This is a genomic window from Grimontia sp. AD028 (assembly GCF_000973155.1).
In the GTDB taxonomy this organism is placed as follows: domain Bacteria; phylum Pseudomonadota; class Gammaproteobacteria; order Enterobacterales; family Vibrionaceae; genus Enterovibrio; species Enterovibrio indicus.
The window spans coordinates 1-18832 of sequence record NZ_LASY01000142.1 but is presented as its reverse complement, the minus strand read 5'-3'; the positions used below and the strand labels follow the sequence as shown (position 1 = coordinate 18832).

Below are 18832 nucleotides of genomic sequence, written 5' to 3'. Positions count from 1 at the left end.
ACGCCAGTCAATCTCGCTGAATCATGCATCTTCAGGTTGTTTGGGTATATATCCGGAAGTCTCTGATTTACAGATATAAAAAAACCCAGCCAAAGCCGGGTTCTTTATAAGAGGCGAAAACCAATTACTTGATTTTTGCTTCTTTGTACATAACGTGTTGACGAACAACTGGATCAAATTTCTTGATCTCGAACTTGCCCGGCATGTTACGTTTGTTCTTATCAGTAGTGTAGAAGTGACCAGTACCAGCAGATGATACCAGGCGGATCTTCTCGCGAATGCCTTTAGCCATTCTTTAAGTCCTCTTAAACGTTCTCACCACGGGCACGGATATCTGCCAGAACAGAATCAATACCTTTCTTGTCGATGATGCGCATACCTTTAGGGGTAAGACGCAGTTTAACGAAGCGGTTTTCGCTTTCTACCCAGAAACGATGAGTTTGCAGGTTCGGCAGAAAACGACGCTTGGTGGCGTTATTAGCGTGAGAGCGGTTGTTACCAACTACAGGACGCTTGCCAGTTACTTGGCATACTCGTGACATGAATGTCTCTCCAAATCGTTTCAGCTCGATATCAACCTTGTCCGCCAGTCCTGCAAACAAGGTCAGGCTCTACGTCAAGGCTATCAAAGGTGGCGCATTATACTAACTGTCTTTCCATTGCTCAAGTCCCGAGCAGATCCTTTTGACAGTTTTTGATCGTTTTTTAGCAACCTAGGTGACGTTGACCTGAGGTAAACCCCACTCACCCCCAGAAAAAACGCCATGTCAGCGGCTTTCTACCGAATTAGAGAAAAGGTGTTAAAGACGACCAGAGTACCGAAATACCCTTAAATCCAACCACGTTCGGCGAAGGATACCACGTCCCCATCCCCAATCACCATATGGTCGAGCAAACGAATGTCCACTAAAGCCAAAGCATCGCCAATTCTGTTGGTGATATGACGGTCTGCTGTGCTCGGTTCAGCGATACCGGAAGGGTGATTATGGGCGAGAATCACAGCATTAGCGCCGACATCAAGACAGCGTTTGACCACTTCTCTCGGATAGACACTGGCGGAATTGATTGTACCTTCAAACAAAATTTCGTCTTTTATAGGGCGATTCTGATTATCAAGGTACAGCACGAGAAAGGCTTCCCTTGGGCGGTCACGAAGTTTGCAGGAAAGGTATCTGGCGGTATGCGAGGGACTGGAAAGTGCATCCTCCCTCGCCAACGTTTCACCTAGGTGACGTTTGCTAAGCTCCAACACGGCCTGAAGTTGGGCATATTTCGCTGCACCCAGCCCTTTGCGTTCACTGAATTGTTTCAGTTCAGCCTGCATTAACCCTCTCAGTGAACCAAAATCTTCTAAAAGGTAGCTAGCGAGTTCAATCGCATTCATGCCCTTAACACCGGTGCGCAAGAAAATGGCAAGAAGTTCTGCATTGGTGAGAGACTCTGGGCCTCTCGCCAACAGCTTCTCTCGGGGACGGCACTCTTCAGGCAAGTTTTTCAGGGACATGACATTCTCAGGAAAAGAAAAACCCCGAGCGTCGCTTTCACCATAAAAACCGTCAACATCATCATCAAAACGCTGCGATAGACTTACAAACTCGGTAAGTTTGAGTGGCTACGTATTTACATTTCGAACGTGAATAATATCGCTTTCACATTCGTCGAGCGTAACAGGCGCTTTCCCGGTCTTTTGTGTTATCTTTCCTCTCATTATCCATTGGCTAAATTAGTTATGGCTCAGAAAATCACTCAGACCCTGTCGGGCAAACGGATTGTTTTAGGTATCGGTGGCGGTATTGCGGCTTATAAATGTGCAGACCTGACGCGTCGCTTGATTGAACGTGGCGCTGACGTTCGCATTGTCATGACCCACGCAGCGAAAGAATTTATCACCCCGCTGACCATGCAAGCCGTATCTGGCCACCCTGTGTCTGACAGCTTGCTAGACCCTGCTGCTGAAGCCTCAATGGGGCATATCGAAATCGCAAAATGGGCGGATTTAGTTTTACTAGCACCCGCCACTGCTGACCTAATTGCTCGCGTGTCGGCAGGCATGGGCAATGATCTTCTGACGACCCTTTGCTTGGCAACAGATGCACCAGTAGCTATTGCGCCCGCCATGAACCAGCAAATGTACCGCGCGGTTGCCACGCAGGAAAATCTCGCGACGTTGAAACGACGCGGCCACCCAATTTGGGGGCCAGCAAGCGGTGAACAGGCCTGTGGTGATATTGGCCCAGGTCGCATGCTAGAGCCAATGCAGTTGGTCGGACTGGTTGAAGACCACTTCGCCGACGGCGATCTCTCCGGCACTTCTTTTCTCATTACCGCAGGGCCAACCCGCGAAGCCATCGACCCGGTGCGTTACCTCACCAATCACAGCTCAGGGAAAATGGGCTATGCGATCGCAGAAGCGGCCGCTAAACGTGGCGCGAGTGTCACTCTGGTCAGTGGCCCAGTGAACCTGCCAACGCCGAATGGCGTTAACAGAGTGAATGTCGAAAGCGCGCAAGAGATGCATGACGCGGTTCACGCCCACGCCCCTAAACATCACATTTTCATCGCCTGTGCGGCGGTCGCTGATTTCAGACCTGCCAATGTGGCCAACCAGAAGATGAAAAAGAAAGATGGCGAAGATGACATGACGATCACACTGGTCAAAAACCCTGACATCGTCGCTTCTGTTGCTTCACTGAAAGAGAGTCGCCCGTTTACCGTCGGCTTTGCAGCTGAAACTCAGGATGTAGAGCAGTACGCACGCGGTAAGCTTCAGAAGAAGAATCTGGACTTGATTTGTGCCAATGATGTCTCTCAGGAAGGGCAAGGCTTTAACAGCGACCAAAACGCGTTACACCTTTATTGGCCGAAAGGTGACAAGGCACTGCCATTGGCAAGTAAATCTGAGATTGGCAACCAGCTTGTCAGCGAAATCACGGCACTTTACACCAACAAATAACACTCAGCGGAAATAGGTTATGAAACAAATTGATTTAAAAATTCTCGACCCACGCGTCGGTAACGAATTCCCACTTCCTGCATACGCGACAGAAGGCTCCGCAGGTCTGGACCTTCGCGCCGTGCTGGATGCACCGCTGACACTGGAGCCGGGCCAAACGGAACTTCTGCCAACGGGTCTTGCTATCCACATTGCTGATCCTTCACTAGCAGCCACCATTCTTCCACGTTCAGGTCTTGGCCATAAACACGGCATCGTTCTGGGCAACCTGGTAGGCCTCATCGATTCAGATTATCAAGGCCAGCTCATGGTTTCTTGCTGGAACCGAGGCAACACAACCTTTACCATTGAGCCAGGTGAGCGTATTGCGCAACTGGTTTTTGTGCCAGTTGTACAAGCCCAGTTCAACATTGTTGAAGACTTCGACGCGACCGAGCGTGGTGCCGGAGGATTTGGACACTCTGGTACAAAATAACAGCGTTAACCCGGTGAAATATCTGAAAAATGCCACAGAAGTGTGGCGTTTTTTATGCCGCATTCACGGTTTCGGGAATTACTGTAGGCTTCACCTGCAATCAAGGTGCATTATTCTTTTAATACAGAGAGGCCGTCGTTAATATAGCGGCTCTTCAGCCTAGATTTCGGGTCAGTGACCCCAAGAACAATAAAGGAACCATCTATTCATGGCTGGCCAAAAAAAGCAGAATCGCAGAGAGGAAATCCTCCAGGCCCTGGCTCAAATGCTGGAGTCCAATCAGGGCAGTCAACGCATTACCACCGCCAAACTTGCTGCGCAGGTAGGCGTTTCTGAAGCCGCGCTATACCGACACTTCCCAAGTAAAGCACGCATGTTCGAAGGCTTGATTGAGTTTATCGAAGAGTCACTGATCACCCGTATCAACCGCATCCAAAGTGATGAAAAAGATACGATGACCCGTTTACGCTTGATCCTTCAATTGCTGTTAGTTTTCGGAGAGCGTAATCCGGGACTGACACGTATCATGACCGGACATGCCTTGATGTTTGAGCAGGACAGACTGCAAGGTCGCATCAATCAGCTGTTTGAAAAAATCGAGAGCCAACTGCGTCAGGTACTGCGCGAGCGCCGTCTTCGTGAAGGTAAAGGTTTCCCAGTTGATGAGAATGTACTGGCAGCTCAGCTTCTCGGTCAGGTAGAAGGTAGCCTCAACCGCTTTGTGCGTTCAAACTTCAAATACGCACCGACTGCGGAGTTTGACCAGTACTGGCAACTGTTGAGTGCACAGCTGAACTGATCGACGACGGAAAGACACAAAAAAGGCTGCATGATGCAGCCTTTTTGTTTTCTTCAAGATTGATTAGATACCGTATTCTGCGCGATATGCTTTTACTGCATCCAATTGTTCTGGGTTACCGCCCTGCTCTTCCAGATACGTCACCAGATCGCCAAGGCTGATGATAGACACCACCTGACAACCAAAGTCTCTCTCGACTTCCTGAATCGCAGAAAGCTCGCCTTTACCGCGCTCTTGACGGTCAATCGCCACCAACACACCTGCCAAATCAGCACCGTTCGCCTGAATGATTTCCATCGACTCGCGAATTGCCGTACCTGCGGTGATCACATCATCCACCAGCATTACACGGCCTTCCAGTGCACTACCGACCAGATTGCCACCTTCACCGTGATCTTTGGCTTCTTTGCGGTTAAAGCAGTAAGGCGTATCCACATCGTGATGTTCAGCCAGCGCTACCGCTGTGGTGGTCGCAATCGGAATACCTTTGTACGCGGGACCAAACAGCAGATCGTATTCAATACCTGCATCAACCAACGCTTCGGCATAGAAACGGCCAAGACGCGCCAAATCCCTGCCTGTGTTGAACAGACCGGCATTAAAGAAGTAAGGGCTCTTACGACCCGACTTCAAAGTGAATTCACCGAACTTCAATACTTCTTTTTCCAATGCAAATTCGATGAACTGACGCTGATAGGCTTTCATTTTCTCTCCTGTCGAACAAAAGTCGGCTAGCTTGCCGGTTTTACTTGAGGCGCATCCGCCTCGCTTAAAATTAGGTTAAAAAAAAGCGGCTCCAATAGAAGCCGCTTTCTCATCAATCAATTAACGATGCTTTCTGAATCGCTACAATGTCCTGAATACCTTTGGTTGCCAGAGACAACATGGCATTAAGCTCATCGGCAGTGAACGGTTCCGCTTCTGCAGTACCCTGCACTTCAATCATGCGGCCATCTTCCAGCATCACCACGTTCATATCCGTGTCTGCTGCCGAGTCTTCCACGTATTCCAAATCGCAGATTGGCGTACCTTCAAAGATACCCACAGAAACTGCTGCGACATGACCTTTCATTGGGTTCTCTGCCAGCTTACCTTCGCTAACCAGCTTGTTCAGCGCATCGGCCATCGCCACACTTGCGCCAGTAATCGATGCAGTGCGGGTACCACCGTCAGCCTGAATAACATCACAGTCAACGGTGATGGTGAAATCGCCCAGCTTTTCAAGATTCACGGCAGCGCGCAGGCTACGGGCGATCAGGCGTTGGATTTCCATAGTGCGGCCGCCTTGCTTGCCGTTTGCCGCTTCACGACGGTTACGGGTGTGGGTAGCACGTGGCAGCATGCCGTACTCAGCGGTGACCCAGCCTTGTCCTTTCCCTTTCAGAAAGCGTGGCACGCCTTCTTCAACGCTTGCGGTACAGATAACTTTGGTATCACCAAACGCCACCAGCACAGAACCTTCCGCATGGGCGGTAAAATGACGGGTAATTGTGACTGGACGAATTTGACCAACTTCTCTGCCGCTAGGACGCATAGGATTCACCTGTTTATAAATGCTGAATTTCGTTAACCGGCGATTATAACGGCTTCACCTTTTACACGCTAATACAAAGCGGTCTTGTCTGCTTTTTTCTTCTGTTTCCCGTCATGCTGCTGACATAAAAGGCAGTGACTGCGTATAATCATCACAACTTTCATCAATGAGTGAACTTCAATGATCCACAGTATGACTGCCTACGCCCGTCGGGAAATCAAGGGCACATGGGGCACAGCCGTTTGGGAAATCCGCTCGGTTAACCAACGTTACCTCGAAACCTATATCCGCATGCCAGAGCAGTTCCGTGGCCTTGAACCTATCATTCGTGAGCGATTCCGTTCCCGTCTTGCCCGCGGCAAGGTGGAATGTAACCTGCGCTTTGAAGCCAATCAGTCAGCGAATACAGAGCTTAAAATCAATGAAGAGTTGGCTAAACAGGTCATTCACGCGGCGAAGTGGATCAAAGAAATGTCCGGCGAGGGCAATATTGGTCCTTTCCAGGTACTGCAGTGGCCGGGTGTGATGGAAACCCCAGAGCAGGACATGGATGTGATCAACAAAGCCCTGCTGGAAGGTTTCGACAAAACCGTTGACGACTTCATCGCTGCACGTGCCAGCGAAGGCGACAACATGAAAGCGCTGATTGAGCAGCGTCTGGAAGGCATTGCCGCAGAAGTGGTGAAAGTACGCGCGAAAATGCCGGAAATCCTGCAATGGCAACGTGAACGTCTCCTGACCAAGTTGGAAGAAGCGAAAGTCGAACTGGACGCCAACCGCGTGGAGCAGGAAATCATCTTGCTGGCTCAAAAATCTGATGTTGCGGAAGAGCTGGACCGCCTTGACTCTCACGTATCAGAAACCAAGAAGATCCTGAAAAAAGGTGGCGCTTGTGGTCGTCGTCTGGACTTCATGATGCAGGAATTCAACCGCGAGTCGAACACGCTGGCTTCGAAATCCATCAGCACGGACATCACCGCTTCTGGCGTTGAACTGAAAGTATTGATCGAACAAATGCGCGAGCAAATTCAAAACATCGAGTAATCGATACGAAAAGCTGAAAAGCCCGGTCTTTGTGCCGGGCTTTTTGTTCCCGCTTTAGGTTGCTGCCATTATTGAGTTATCCTAAAAGTGGAATTCAAATTTTGTGCGGGTCATGGTACCCTGCGCGCCCTTTAACCTCACAGTGATCAAGACCATGAGCCAAGGTACGCTTTACATCGTTTCAGCGCCAAGTGGTGCCGGTAAATCAAGCCTGATTTCGGCATTGCTGAAAGACAATCCTCGTTACGACATGAAAGTGTCTGTTTCTCACACCACCCGTGCATCTCGTCCGGGCGAAGAGAACGGTGTTCACTACCATTTCGTGTCAGTTGAGGACTTTAAAGCGCTGATCGAACAAGAAGCCTTCCTGGAATACGCCGAAGTATTCGGTAATTTCTATGGCACATCACGCCTGTGGATTGAAGAAATGTTGTCAAAAGGCGTCGATATTTTCCTCGACATCGACTGGCAGGGCGCTCAGCAAATTCGCGAGAAAATGCCGAACGCAAAAAGCATCTTCATTCTGCCGCCAAGCCGTGAAGAGCTTGAGCGCCGCCTGAATGCGCGCGGTCAGGACTCTGATGAGGTCATCGCAAAGCGCATGGAAGAAGCCCGTTCTGAGATCTCTCACTATAACGAGTATGATTACGTTATCGTGAACGATGATTTCGATGTGGCCCTGATGGACATCAAAGCCATCCTTCGCGCCGAGCGAATGAAGCAAGACAAGCAATACAGCCGTCACCATGACATGATCGACAGGTTGTTGGACTAATAAGCATCGCTATTGAAAGATGTTTGTTGTTTAGGTCAGTTCGCTTTTGTATAATTTTCGGTCATTTTGATTTTATTACTTACTGGAGTTCTTCATGGCACGCGTAACCGTTCAAGACGCTGTTGAAAAAATTGGCAACCGCTTCGATCTAGTATTGGTAGCAGCTCGTCGCGCACGCCAAATGCAAACTGGTGGTAAAGACTCACTGGTTCAGGAAGAGAACGATAAGCAAACTGTTATCGCTCTGCGTGAAATTGAGGAAGGCCTGATCACTAAAGAGATCCTGGATGCACGTGAGCGCCAAGAGCAGCAAGAACAAGAAGCTGCAGAAATGGCTGCTGTAAGCACCATCACAGGTACTCTTCGCTAATCTAACTTCAGGGAAACAGGCAGATTGTATCTCTTCGATAGCCTGAAAGAAGTCGCAGCACAATACTTGCCGGAGTCGCACTTAGAGGCACTCCGGCAAGCGTATTTGGTCGCGCGAGATGCCCACGAAGGGCAAACCCGCTCAAGCGGGGAACCATACATCATCCACCCTATCGCTGTTGCCCGTATTCTTGCGGAGATGCGCCTCGATCACGAAACCTTGATGGCAGCCCTGCTGCATGATGTGATTGAAGATACTGACGTCACCAAAGAAGACCTCCAGCAACGTTTTGGCGATACCGTTGCCGATCTCGTCGATGGCGTCTCCAAGCTCGATAAGCTCAAATTCCGCGACCGTCAGGAAGCGCAGGCGGAAAACTTCCGCAAAATGATCATGGCCATGGCCCATGACATCCGCGTTATCCTTATCAAACTCGCTGACCGCACGCACAACATGCGTACGCTGGGTGCATTACGTCCGGACAAACGTCGCCGCATTGCCCGCGAAACCCTCGAGATATTCTCACCACTGGCGCACCGTCTGGGCATCCACAACATCAAAGTGGAACTGGAAGAGCTTGGCTTTGAAGCCCTCTATCCAACCCGCTACCGCGTATTGCGCGAGGTAGTGATTCATGCGCGCGGCAACCGCAAAGAAATGATCCAGAAAATCCACGCCGAAATTGAAGGCCGCCTCCAGGATGCGGGTATCAATGCCAAGGTGTTGGGTCGTGAGAAGAACCTCTACTCCATCTACAACAAGATGAAGAACAAGGAGCAGCGCTTCCACACCATCATGGACCTCTATGCCTTCCGTGTGATTGTCGATTCGGTGGATACCTGTTATCGCGTGCTGGGGCAAATGCACAATCTGTATAAGCCACGCCCGGGCCGCATGAAAGACTACATCGCGGTACCGAAAGCCAACGGCTATCAGTCGCTTCATACCTCCATGATCGGCCCTCACGGTGTCCCTGTTGAAGTACAAATCCGTACCGAAGACATGGATCAGATGGCGGACAAAGGTGTGGCGGCACACTGGGCATACAAAGACGGTGCAGACCGTGCGGGCGGCGGTGGCACCACCGCGCAGGTGCGTGCGCAGCGTTGGATGCAAAGCCTGCTGGAACTTCAGCAAAGCGCAGGTAGCTCGTTTGAGTTTATCGAGAGCGTGAAATCAGATTTGTTCCCGGACGAGCTGTTCGTGTTTACGCCGAAAGGCCGCATCGTTGAAATGCCTGTTGGCGCGACCGCTGTGGACTTCGCTTATGCCGTGCATACGGACGTCGGTAACTCTTGCGTCGGCGCGAGAGTGAACCGTCAGTCTTACCCGCTCAGCCAACCGCTGAAAAACGGCCAGACCATAGAGATCATCACTGCCCCTGGCGCGCGTCCAAACGCGGCGTGGCTCAACTATGTGGTAACTTCCCGTGCGCGTACCAAGATTCGTCAGGTACTGAAAACCAAGCGTCGCGAAGAGTCTGTGATTCTGGGTCGCCGTCTTCTGAACCACGCCCTTGGCGAGAAGAATATTCAGGACATCGAGCAGGAAAACATCGACAAGGTCTTGCACGATCTCAAGCTCGAAAGCGAGGAAGATCTGCTGGCAGATATTGGTGCCGGCGAGCTGATGAGCGTGGTGATTGCCAAGCGTCTGCTTGGTGATGCTGACAGCCTGGAGGAGCAAGGTGGATGCCTGCCAATCCGTGGCGCTGAAGGTATCTTGCTGACTTACGCGAACTGTTGTCGTCCTATTCCGGGCGATCACATCGTCGGACACGTCAGCCCAGGCAAAGGACTGGTCATTCACCGTGAAGAGTGTGCCAACATCCGCGGTTATAGTCAGGAGCCAGACAAATATATGTCTGTCGAATGGGGTGATGACATTGATCAGGACTTTGCGACCGCACTGCGCGTTGACATGCTAAACCATCAGGGCGCACTGGCCGATTTGACCAACACCATTGCCGCAACCGGCTCTAACATTCAGGGTTTGACGACGGAAGAGCGCGATGGCCGTCTGTACACGATTTACGTGAAACTCACGACTCATAACCGTGTCCATCTGGCAAATATCATGCGCCGTATCCGTATCATGCCGAATGTGGTAAAAGTCAGCCGACAGAAGAATTAATGCACTGACAGGCTAACTGTTAAGTCTTTAACGCCCGCCCTTTGCGGGCGTTTTTATAAACGAGAAAAACACCATGACACCAGAACGTTTTGCACGCATCCATGAAGTATTGGCTACCCGCCAGCCGGACCTTACTGTGTGCATGGAAGAAGTCCATAAGCCAAACAACATCTCCGCCATTATCCGCACTGCGGACGCTGTCGGTGTCCATCAGGTTCATGCCGTCTGGCCGAAAGACAGCAAAATGCGCGCATTGGGCGGCACCTCTGCAGGTGCACGAAACTGGGTAGACGTTGTCACCCATGACAATACACCAGAGGCGTTTGAAACCCTGAAAGCCAAAGGCATGCAGATACTGGTGACCAACCTGTCTGATACCGCTGTTGATTTTCGTGAGATTGATTACACCAAACCGACCGCCATCGTGATGGGTCAGGAAAAGACCGGCATCAGCAAGCAAGCGCTTGAATTGGCTGATCAAGACATCATCATTCCCATGATAGGTATGGTACAGTCACTGAATGTCTCGGTCGCCAGCGCGCTGATTTTGTATGAAGCGCAGCGCCAGCGCCAAAACGCAGGCATGTACCAGCGTACACGCACTTTGATCCCACAAGCGGAAGTTGACCGCATCATCTTCGAGCGTGGTCATCCGGTGTTGGCAAAAGTCGCAAAACGTAAGGGACTGCCTTACCCAGATTTGGATGAAGAAGGCCAAATCGTTGCTGATGAAGCCTGGTGGGCCAAGATGCAGGCAGCGAAATAAGCCTGTAATCGTATTGATTTAGGAGAGATTAACACACCATGCGCGCGTCAATGTTGGATGCCGTTCCCGTTACCTCGCTGACCGGAGTCGGCGGAAAAATGGCAGAGAAGCTGGAAAAGCTGGGGCTTTTCACGGTGCAGGATCTGCTGTTTCATCTCCCCTACCGCTATGAAGACCGCACCCGTATCTGGCCTATCATGAGTCTGATGCCGGGCCAGCATGCCACCGTTGAAGGTGAAGTAGTTAGCAACAACACTGTCTTTGGCCGCCGTCGCATGCTGACAGTGAAAATCACTGATGGTAACGGCTCGCTCACGCTGCGTTTTTTCAACTTCAATGCGGCAATGAAAAACAGTCTTGAACAGGGCAAGCGCGTCAAAGCCTATGGTGAAATCAAACGCGGTCAGGGTGGCCTTGAAATCATCCATCCCGAATATAAAGTCTTCTCCGAGCCCACTGAGCTTTCGCTTGAAGAAACCCTGACGCCGGTTTACCCAACCACAGAAGGCCTTCGCCAGCTGACGCTCAGAAATCTGACCGATCAGGCGCTTGAGTTACTCGAAGGTGCTGCCGTGCAGGAGCTCTTACCGGAAGGCTTATACGACAGACAAATCACCCTGCGTGACGCCCTGAAAATCCTGCATCGCCCGACACCGGATATTTCGGTGACCCAGCTGGAGAAGGGTGAACACCCGGCTCAGAAGCGCCTGATCCTTGAAGAACTGTTAGCGCAAAATCTCTCGATGCTCGCAGTTCGCAGCAAATTGCAGCAAGATCCGACATTTTCGCTGCCACCTTCCACCGAGTTAAAGCCAAAACTCTTGGAATCCTTGCCATTTACGCCAACGGGCGCACAATCCCGCGTGGTGGCTGATATCGAACGCGACATGGGATTGGAAAAACCCATGATGCGCTTGGTACAGGGTGATGTGGGCTCAGGCAAAACCTTAGTGGCTGCACTCGCTGCATTGCAGGTGATAGAGCAAGGCTATCAGGTTGCTTTGATGGCACCGACGGAACTCCTTGCTGAGCAGCATTCGATTAACTTTGCCAATTGGCTGGAGCCTCTGGGTATTTCTGTTGGTTGGCTCGCGGGTAAGCTGACCGGCAAAGCCAAAGAAGCCGAGCTTGCCAAAATCGCCAGCGGCGAGGCAAAAATGGTGGTGGGCACCCACGCCCTTTTCCAAAAGCATGTCGAGTTCGACAAACTTGCGCTCGTCATCATCGATGAGCAGCATCGATTTGGCGTCCACCAGCGCCTTGAGCTTCGTGAGAAAGGGATGAAGCAAGGCATTCATCCCCACCAACTCATCATGACTGCGACGCCTATTCCACGTACGCTGGCGATGACTGCCTATGCCGATCTCGACACCTCCATCATCGACGAGCTACCACCAGGAAGAACGCCGATCCAAACCGTTGCCGTGCCAGATACCCGACGCATCGACATCATTAATCGTGTCCACGCTTCTTGTTTGGAAGAAGGGCGTCAGGCTTATTGGGTGTGTACCCTAATTGATGAGTCTGAGGTGTTGGAAGCGCAAGCTGCCGCAGAAACTGCTGATGATTTGGCGCGTGCCCTGCCCGATCTAAAAATCGGTCTGGTACATGGCAGGATGAAAGCGGCAGAAAAACAGGAAGTGATGCAGGCGTTTAAATCCGGTGAGCTTCATCTTTTGGTCGCCACTACCGTGATAGAAGTCGGCGTGGATGTGCCAAACGCCAGTCTGATGATCATCGAAAACCCTGAGCGTCTCGGTCTGGCGCAGCTTCACCAGCTTCGTGGCCGTGTCGGACGTGGTTCCGTCGCCAGCCACTGTGTGCTTTTGTATCACGCTCCGCTATCAAAGACCGCTACACAGCGATTAGGCGTGTTGCGTGAAAGCAGTGATGGTTTTGTGATTGCTCAGCGCGATCTGGAAATTCGTGGTTCAGGTGAGCTCTTGGGCACCAAACAAACGGGGATGGCAGAGTTTAAGATTGCCGATTTGGTTCGCGATCAGAAACTCATCCCTGAAGTGCAGAAACTCGCGTTATATTTGCACCAAAACTATCCGGACAACGCCAAAGCCATTATCACCCGCTGGCTTGGTAACAACGACAAATACAGCAACGCATAAAAAAAAGGGCGGATATCCGCCCTTTCTTCATTCAACCAGTGTTGCTAATCAGTCTTCCCAATACTGCATCACCAGCGCCATCACTTCTGATTTGCTGTAACCCACTTCCCGGGCATCATCAATCAGCGCTTTCAGGGTGGGCTCTATAAATCCAAAGCGGTCTTCCATCCGGCCCTGCAGTCCTTGCCGCGCAACAATCATGCCCACACCGCGTTTACGTTCTAACCAGCCTTCTTCTTCCATGTTCTGGTAGCAACGTGAAATCGTCATCGGATTGATATTCAACTCTGCCGCTAACTTTCTGACAGAAGTCAGCTTCTCCCCAGGAATGAGCGTCCCGGCAACAATCTGACGCTGTATCTGCGTCATCAATTGTTTGAACTTCGGGGACGGATCCTGCGGGTCGATGACTATCTTCATGTTTCATCTCTGCTGTATCGGCACTGTATTACAGTATTAGCAGATGGTTCAAACATGAGACAAGTTTATGAGTGGATTTTCATATCAAAAAATAAAAAAACGCGGATTCAAAATCCGCGTTTTTATCGGTAAAGATGCTTTTAACGCCGCTTTCTCGGCTGGCGTTTAGCCACTGGCAAGACAATCTGCGCCCGCAAGCCACCCTGTGAGCGCTGGTTGAGTTTTAGCGTGCCGTTATGCTGCTCAGTAATACGCTTGACGATGGCAAGACCAAGCCCGGTCCCTTCGCTTCCGCGAGCCGTATCACCACGGGTAAAAGGCTGCAATACAGTGTCAATCTGATCGGCTGCGATACCCGGTCCATTATCTTCCACCGCAATCCACTGATGTCGACGGTCGGCAGACGTACCGGTACTGATTTTGACCCAACCGCCACCATAGCGCACTGCATTCACCACCAAGTTAGTCACCGCACGGCGGATAGCCACCTCGTTAGCATCAAGCTTTCCAACCAGCTCACCTTTAGATACTTCAAGATCATGCCCTGTCGCACCATCAGCGACAGACACATCTTCGGCCACCACATTCAGGTCAATCTCTGTCATGTCCTGAAGCTGAACCGAACGCAAGTAATCCATAAACTGGTTGATGATTTCATTACACTCTTCGGTGTCTTTAATCATGCTCTCAGCCAGATAACTGTCTTCCGGCGACATCATTTCGGTCGCCAGACGAATCCGGGTCAATGGCGTACGGAGATCATGGCTGACACCTGCCATCAGCAGTGCCCTGTCTTCCTCCAGTTTGCGAATGCCTTCGCTCATCTGATTAAACGCTTTCGTCACCGCACGGATATCTGACGCACCGCGCTCTGGTAAAGGTTCCGGGAATTTCCCGTGTCCCACATCCTGCGCTGCACGTTCCAGTGCCGCCAATGGTCGGTTCTGCACTTTAATGAACATCCAGCCGCCACCGATCACCAGTAAGGCGATAAACATGGAATAGAAGAACAGGGGCTGGAAGTCATCCTGATGCAGCTCTGACAGCGGTATCCGCATCACGTAACCGGAAAACGCCTCACTTTCCAACCAGAGCACATAGTTCTTCGACTCCAGGCTGATACGCGCTTCTGTCGGGGCACCGAGCTTCTCAGACATGTCCGCACTGAGATAATCCACCGACGCGGCGTTATCAAACTCCTCCATCATCGCTGGCTCATCGTCATCGTGCATGGTGACACCAAGCTTCTCGAGTAACTGACGACGTAACAGTTCATCCATGTGATAAACCTTGCCGTTCGATAACAGCAAATCGTCATCCAGCATGACTTCGATTTCATGAGCGAGGATTTTGTTGAACTGTTTGATGCTTGGCAGCAGGGCGTAGTTGAGGATGGTGAGGTAAGAGAAGATCTGGCTGGCAATCAGAAGGCCAGCCAGCACCACGAGCGTACGAGCAAAGTTACTGCGTGGAGAGAAGCGCATTAATTAGGCTTCTCCGTCCGGTACGAACACGTAGCCCAGACCCCAAACGGTCTGAATATAGCGAGGTTTGCTTGGATCTTCTTCAATCATGCGGCGAAGACGCGATATTTGAACGTCAATCGAACGCTCCATCGCGGAGTACTCACGACCACGAGCCATGTTCATCAGTTTGTCGCGGGACATCGGCTCACGGGCATTGGTCACCAGTGCCTTCAACACGGCAAACTCGCCGGAAGTCAGAGTCAATGGCTCGTCATTACGGAACATTTCACGAGTGCCCAAATTCAGGCGGAACTGGCCAAACTCGACAATTTTTTCTTCACTGGAAGGCGCACCCGGCGCTTCTACCGTCTGACGGCGCAATACCGCACGAATACGTGCCAGCAGTTCGCGTGGGTTAAATGGCTTCGGCAGATAATCATCTGCTCCCACTTCCAGCCCCACGATGCGGTCAATTTCGTCGCCTTTTGCCGTTAGCATCAGGATCGGCAATTGGTTGTTCGCCTGACGCAGTCGGCGGCAGATAGAGAGGCCATCTTCACCCGGCAACATCAGGTCCAACACCATCAGGTGAAAGTTCTCACGAGAGAGCAAACGGTCCATTTGCTCGGCATTCGCCACACTGCGTACCTGAAAACCTTGCTCAGACAAGTAACGCTCGAGCAGCGAGCGAAGACGCATATCATCGTCAACAACCAGGATCTTATGATTATCTTGCATGACTTACCTTTCTCTCCGTGTGGTGGAAATGCCACCAACAATATTAAAGTCTGACACTGATATAAAACATCAGAGTAACGTCCTGTGGGAAGAAAAACTGTTACCAGTTGTAACCCTGCCCCAGAAAATTGAATGCGAAATTCGTGCCTCAGCTTAACGTTGCCGGGCAGCTTCGCTTTAATCATGGCAGCAAAGCGGTTATAACTCTTGCCGGAAAACGAAACAATCGCTCGGAAAGCAGAATGAAAAAAACCGATTTGGTCACCCGGGAAGGCTACAACAAACTCAAACAAGAGCTCGATTACCTCTGGAAAGAGCGCCGCCCGGAAATCACCAAGATTGTCTCTTGGGCCGCCAGTCTTGGCGACCGTTCAGAGAACGCGGACTACACCTACAATAAGCGCTTGCTGCGCGAGATAGACCGCCGCGTCCGCTACCTCCGAAAACGTCTCGAAATCCTGCGTGTGGTCGATTATAGCCCTCAACAGGACGGTAAGGTGTTTTTCGGTGCCTGGGTCGATATTGAAAACGAAGATGGCGACACTCTCTCCTTCCGCATTGTCGGTCCCGACGAAATTTATGGCCGGAAAGACTACATTTCTATCGACAGCCCTATGGCACGCGCTTTGATAAAAAAAGAAGTGGATGACGAAGCGGTGGTGACTACACCGGAAGGGCCGAAAGTCTGGTACGTCAACAGTATCCGCTACCAGCAAGACGAACACTAAGGTGACGCTGCGGCGTGACAATAAATCTAAGGAACACCATGACAACTTCAATCTACCAACAGATCGCGACGGAACTGAATGTACGCGATGCACAGGTTATTGCGGCAGTAAACCTGCTGGATGACGGCAATACCGTCCCCTTTATTGCCCGTTACCGTAAGGAAGTGACCAACGGCCTTGACGACACCCAGTTGCGTAACCTTGAATCCCGCTTGGGTTACCTACGTGAGTTGGAAGAGCGCCGCCAGGTGATTCTGAAATCGATTGATGAGCAAGGCAAACTGTCCGACGCACTGAAAAAAGACATTCTGGATGCAGACAGTAAAAACCGTCTTGAAGACTTGTACCTGCCTTATAAACCCAAGCGCCGTACCAAAGGTCAAATCGCAATTGAAGCCGGCATCGAACCACTGGCAACCCTGCTGTGGGAACAGCCAGACCACGAACCAGAAACCGAAGCGGCGAAATACTTAAACGCTGACGCAGGCTTTGCTGATACCAAAGCAGTACTCGACGGTGCCCGTGCGATTTTGATGGAGCAATTTGCCGAAGATGCCGCGCTGCTGGACAAAATCCGCCGTCATCTGAACCAAAGCGCGGAAATTCAAGCCCGCGTGGTCGCAGGTAAAGAGGAAGAAGGCGCGAAGTTTAAAGACTACTTCGCCCATGATGAATTGCTCAGCAAGGTGCCTTCGCACCGCGCGCTCGCGATGTTCCGCGGCCGCAATGAAGGGATTTTGCAACTGTCACTGAATGCCGATCCGGGTCAGGATGAAAAATCCACTGGCTCATATTGTGAAACCATCATCAGTGACCACTATGGCGTGACCATTGGCGCTGCAGCCGCTGACCGCTGGCGTAAGCAGGTCGTGAGCTTTGCATGGCGTATCAAGATTTTGATGCACATGGAAACCGAGCTGATGGGTAATCTACGTGAGATGGCAGAAACTGACGCGATTAAGGTCTTCGCCGATAACCTGAAAGACTTGCTGATGGCCGCACCTGCTGGCCCTCGTTGCACCTTGGGTATCGACCCTGGCCTTCGCACCGGTTGTAAAGTCGCGGTGATCGACAACACCGGTAAGCTTTTGGATACCGCCACCATCTATCCAACGCCGCCACAAAACAAAATTGCAGAATCTGCACGCGTGGTGATGGCACTGGTGAAAAAGCACAATGTGGATTTGATTGCGATTGGTAACGGCACAGCTTCCCGTGAAACCGACGCCTTTGTGGCTGGCATGCTGAAAGATGCGGGTGAGAAAATCCAAACCGTGATGGTCAGTGAAGCAGGTGCGTCGGTTTACTCCGCATCTGAGCTTGCCGCGACCGAGTTCCCGGGCCTTGATGTGTCACTTCGTGGTGCGGTTTCTATCGCCCGTCGTCTGCAAGACCCACTCGCTGAACTGGTGAAAATCGATCCGAAATCTATCGGTGTAGGCCAATACCAGCATGATGTTAGCCAAAGCCAGCTTGCCAAGCGTCTGGACGCCGTCGTGGAAGACTGTGTAAACGCCGTCGGTGTCGACGTAAACAGTGCCTCTGCAGCGCTATTGACCCGCGTCGCAGGCCTTTCTACCACCATGGCAGCCAACATTGTGGCCTTCCGCGACGAAAACGGCCGCTTTGAAGATCGTAAAACCCTGCTGAAAGTGCCGCGCCTTGGCCCGAAAGCCTTTGAGCAGTGTGCAGGCTTCCTTCGTGTCATGAAGGGTAAAAACCCACTGGATGGCTCTTCTGTTCACCCAGAGGCTTATCCTGTCGTGAAACGCATTGCCGAGAAATCCGGTAAAGGCGTTGATGCCATGATTGGCAACCACGACTTCCTTCGTGCGCTGAAAGCAGCAGACTACGCTGACGATACCTTTGGTATCCCGACCGTGACCGACATTCTGGCAGAACTGGCAAAACCTGGCCGCGACCCACGCCCAGAGTTTAAGACCGCCACCTTTGCCGATGGCGTCAATGAAGTGAAAGATCTGATCCCGGGAATGGTGCTGGAAGGCGTGATCACCAACGTGACTAACTTCGGCGCTTTTGTTGATGTCGGCGTACATCAGGACGGTCTGGTACATATCTCTGCGCTGTCAGATAAGTTCATTTCTGACCCACGTGAAGTCGTCAAAGCTGGCGATGTAGTGAAAGTGAAGGTGATGGAAGTCGATCTGCAGCGTAAGCGTATTGGTCTTTCAATGCGCCTGAGTGATGAACCGGGTTCAGATAACAAACCTGCCCGCGAATCACGTCCTCGCCATCAGGAACGCAGCTTTAGCGGCAATAACCGCAATGACAACAACCGCCGTGATAACCGTGGCGGCCAGCAATCCGGTTTCGGTGGCGCCTTTGCCGATGCCTTTGCCAAAGCAAAACGTAACTGATAGCTGAGAAACCAAAAACAGCGCCAAAAGGCGCTGTTTTTGTCTCTGCTTGCTAGGGGCTGTTGACCTTTGGTGGTTAAATTTTGTTCTAGCCATAAGCGTTTTAGGCGCGGCGAGGTGTGTGCCGCCTAGT

Annotated in this window: 19 protein-coding genes; 11 read left to right on the top strand and 8 right to left on the bottom strand. The window is 51.4% G+C overall.

All coding sequences use genetic code 11. The features are described from left to right. Positions 1-124: 124 nt before the first annotated feature. The 3 genes from rpmG to radC form a co-directional block, all read right to left on the bottom strand. On the bottom strand, positions 125-292 hold the full coding sequence (gene rpmG / locus RN22_RS22455; RefSeq protein WP_002535344.1) for a 50S ribosomal protein L33: 168 nt from the start codon (positions 290-292) through the stop codon (positions 125-127). 13 nt (positions 293-305) lie between these two features. Continuing rightward, positions 306-542 carry a 50S ribosomal protein L28 gene (gene rpmB, locus RN22_RS22450; protein WP_046307935.1) on the bottom strand — a complete coding sequence of 79 codons (237 nt, stop codon included), beginning with the start codon at positions 540-542 and terminating at the stop codon, positions 306-308. A gap of 287 nt (positions 543-829) precedes the next feature. After that, positions 830-1504, bottom strand: coding sequence for a DNA repair protein RadC (radC, locus tag RN22_RS22445; protein ID WP_046307933.1), 675 nt, complete (start codon positions 1502-1504; stop codon positions 830-832). Between the two features lie 225 nt (positions 1505-1729). Here radC and coaBC point away from each other — a divergent pair, with 225 nt between their 5' ends. The 3 genes from coaBC to slmA all read left to right on the top strand — a co-directional run bounded on the left by coaBC (position 1730) and on the right by slmA (position 4227). Beyond that, the gene (gene coaBC, locus RN22_RS22440; protein ID WP_046307931.1) at positions 1730-2953 is read left to right on the top strand and encodes a bifunctional phosphopantothenoylcysteine decarboxylase/phosphopantothenate--cysteine ligase CoaBC; all 1224 of its coding nucleotides are present in this window, start codon (positions 1730-1732) and stop codon (positions 2951-2953) included. 19 nt (positions 2954-2972) lie between these two features. Then, complete coding sequence (gene dut, locus RN22_RS22435) at positions 2973-3428, top strand: dUTP diphosphatase (RefSeq protein ID WP_002535348.1); 456 nt, start codon at positions 2973-2975, stop codon at positions 3426-3428. 208 nt (positions 3429-3636) lie between these two features. Next, a complete protein-coding gene (slmA, locus tag RN22_RS22430; RefSeq protein ID WP_002535349.1) occupies positions 3637-4227 on the top strand; it encodes a nucleoid occlusion factor SlmA in 591 nt (196 codons plus the stop codon). A 63-nt stretch (positions 4228-4290) separates the two neighbouring features. Here the strand turns inward: slmA and pyrE are convergent, their stop codons facing one another. After that, a complete protein-coding gene (pyrE, locus tag RN22_RS22425) occupies positions 4291-4932 on the bottom strand; it encodes an orotate phosphoribosyltransferase (RefSeq protein ID WP_002535351.1) in 642 nt (213 codons plus the stop codon). Positions 4933-5044: 112 nt separating this feature from the next. Beyond that, positions 5045-5761, bottom strand: a complete 717-nt coding sequence (gene rph, locus RN22_RS22420) for a ribonuclease PH (protein ID WP_002535353.1) — start codon at positions 5759-5761, stop codon at positions 5045-5047. A gap of 180 nt (positions 5762-5941) precedes the next feature. Here rph and RN22_RS22415 point away from each other — a divergent pair, with 180 nt between their 5' ends. The 6 genes from RN22_RS22415 (at position 5942) to recG (ending at position 12969) form a co-directional block, all read left to right on the top strand. Then, a complete protein-coding gene (locus RN22_RS22415; RefSeq protein ID WP_002535354.1) occupies positions 5942-6805 on the top strand; it encodes a YicC/YloC family endoribonuclease in 864 nt (287 codons plus the stop codon). A gap of 154 nt (positions 6806-6959) precedes the next feature. Further along, positions 6960-7580: a guanylate kinase gene (gmk, locus tag RN22_RS22410; RefSeq protein WP_039849438.1), complete on the top strand. Its 621-nt coding sequence runs from the start codon at positions 6960-6962 to the stop codon at positions 7578-7580. A gap of 94 nt (positions 7581-7674) precedes the next feature. Further along, a complete protein-coding gene (gene rpoZ, locus RN22_RS22405) occupies positions 7675-7950 on the top strand; it encodes a DNA-directed RNA polymerase subunit omega (RefSeq protein ID WP_002535357.1) in 276 nt (91 codons plus the stop codon). 24 nt (positions 7951-7974) lie between these two features. Beyond that, the gene (spoT, locus tag RN22_RS22400; protein ID WP_046307929.1) at positions 7975-10083 is read left to right on the top strand and encodes a bifunctional GTP diphosphokinase/guanosine-3',5'-bis pyrophosphate 3'-pyrophosphohydrolase; all 2109 of its coding nucleotides are present in this window, start codon (positions 7975-7977) and stop codon (positions 10081-10083) included. Positions 10084-10156: 73 nt separating this feature from the next. Further along, a complete protein-coding gene (gene trmH, locus RN22_RS22395; RefSeq protein ID WP_046307927.1) occupies positions 10157-10849 on the top strand; it encodes a tRNA (guanosine(18)-2'-O)-methyltransferase TrmH in 693 nt (230 codons plus the stop codon). Positions 10850-10887: 38 nt separating this feature from the next. Then, a complete protein-coding gene (recG, locus tag RN22_RS22390) occupies positions 10888-12969 on the top strand; it encodes an ATP-dependent DNA helicase RecG (protein ID WP_046307925.1) in 2082 nt (693 codons plus the stop codon). A gap of 48 nt (positions 12970-13017) precedes the next feature. Here recG and RN22_RS22385 read toward each other — a convergent pair whose 3' ends face one another. The 3 genes from RN22_RS22385 to ompR all read right to left on the bottom strand — a co-directional run bounded on the left by RN22_RS22385 (position 13018) and on the right by ompR (position 15593). Next, on the bottom strand, positions 13018-13389 hold the full coding sequence (locus RN22_RS22385; protein WP_002535365.1) for a GntR family transcriptional regulator: 372 nt from the start codon (positions 13387-13389) through the stop codon (positions 13018-13020). Positions 13390-13529: 140 nt separating this feature from the next. After that, positions 13530-14873, bottom strand: a complete 1344-nt coding sequence (gene envZ / locus RN22_RS22380) for a two-component system sensor histidine kinase EnvZ (protein ID WP_046307923.1) — start codon at positions 14871-14873, stop codon at positions 13530-13532. 3 nt (positions 14874-14876) lie between these two features. Then, positions 14877-15593, bottom strand: a complete 717-nt coding sequence (ompR, locus tag RN22_RS22375) for a two-component system response regulator OmpR (RefSeq protein ID WP_002535368.1) — start codon at positions 15591-15593, stop codon at positions 14877-14879. Between the two features lie 242 nt (positions 15594-15835). Here ompR and greB point away from each other — a divergent pair, with 242 nt between their 5' ends. Beyond that, the gene (gene greB / locus RN22_RS22370; protein ID WP_039849440.1) at positions 15836-16321 is read left to right on the top strand and encodes a transcription elongation factor GreB; all 486 of its coding nucleotides are present in this window, start codon (positions 15836-15838) and stop codon (positions 16319-16321) included. Between the two features lie 38 nt (positions 16322-16359). Then, on the top strand, positions 16360-18699 hold the full coding sequence (locus RN22_RS22365; protein WP_046307921.1) for a Tex family protein: 2340 nt from the start codon (positions 16360-16362) through the stop codon (positions 18697-18699). Positions 18700-18832: the final 133 nt, after the last annotated feature.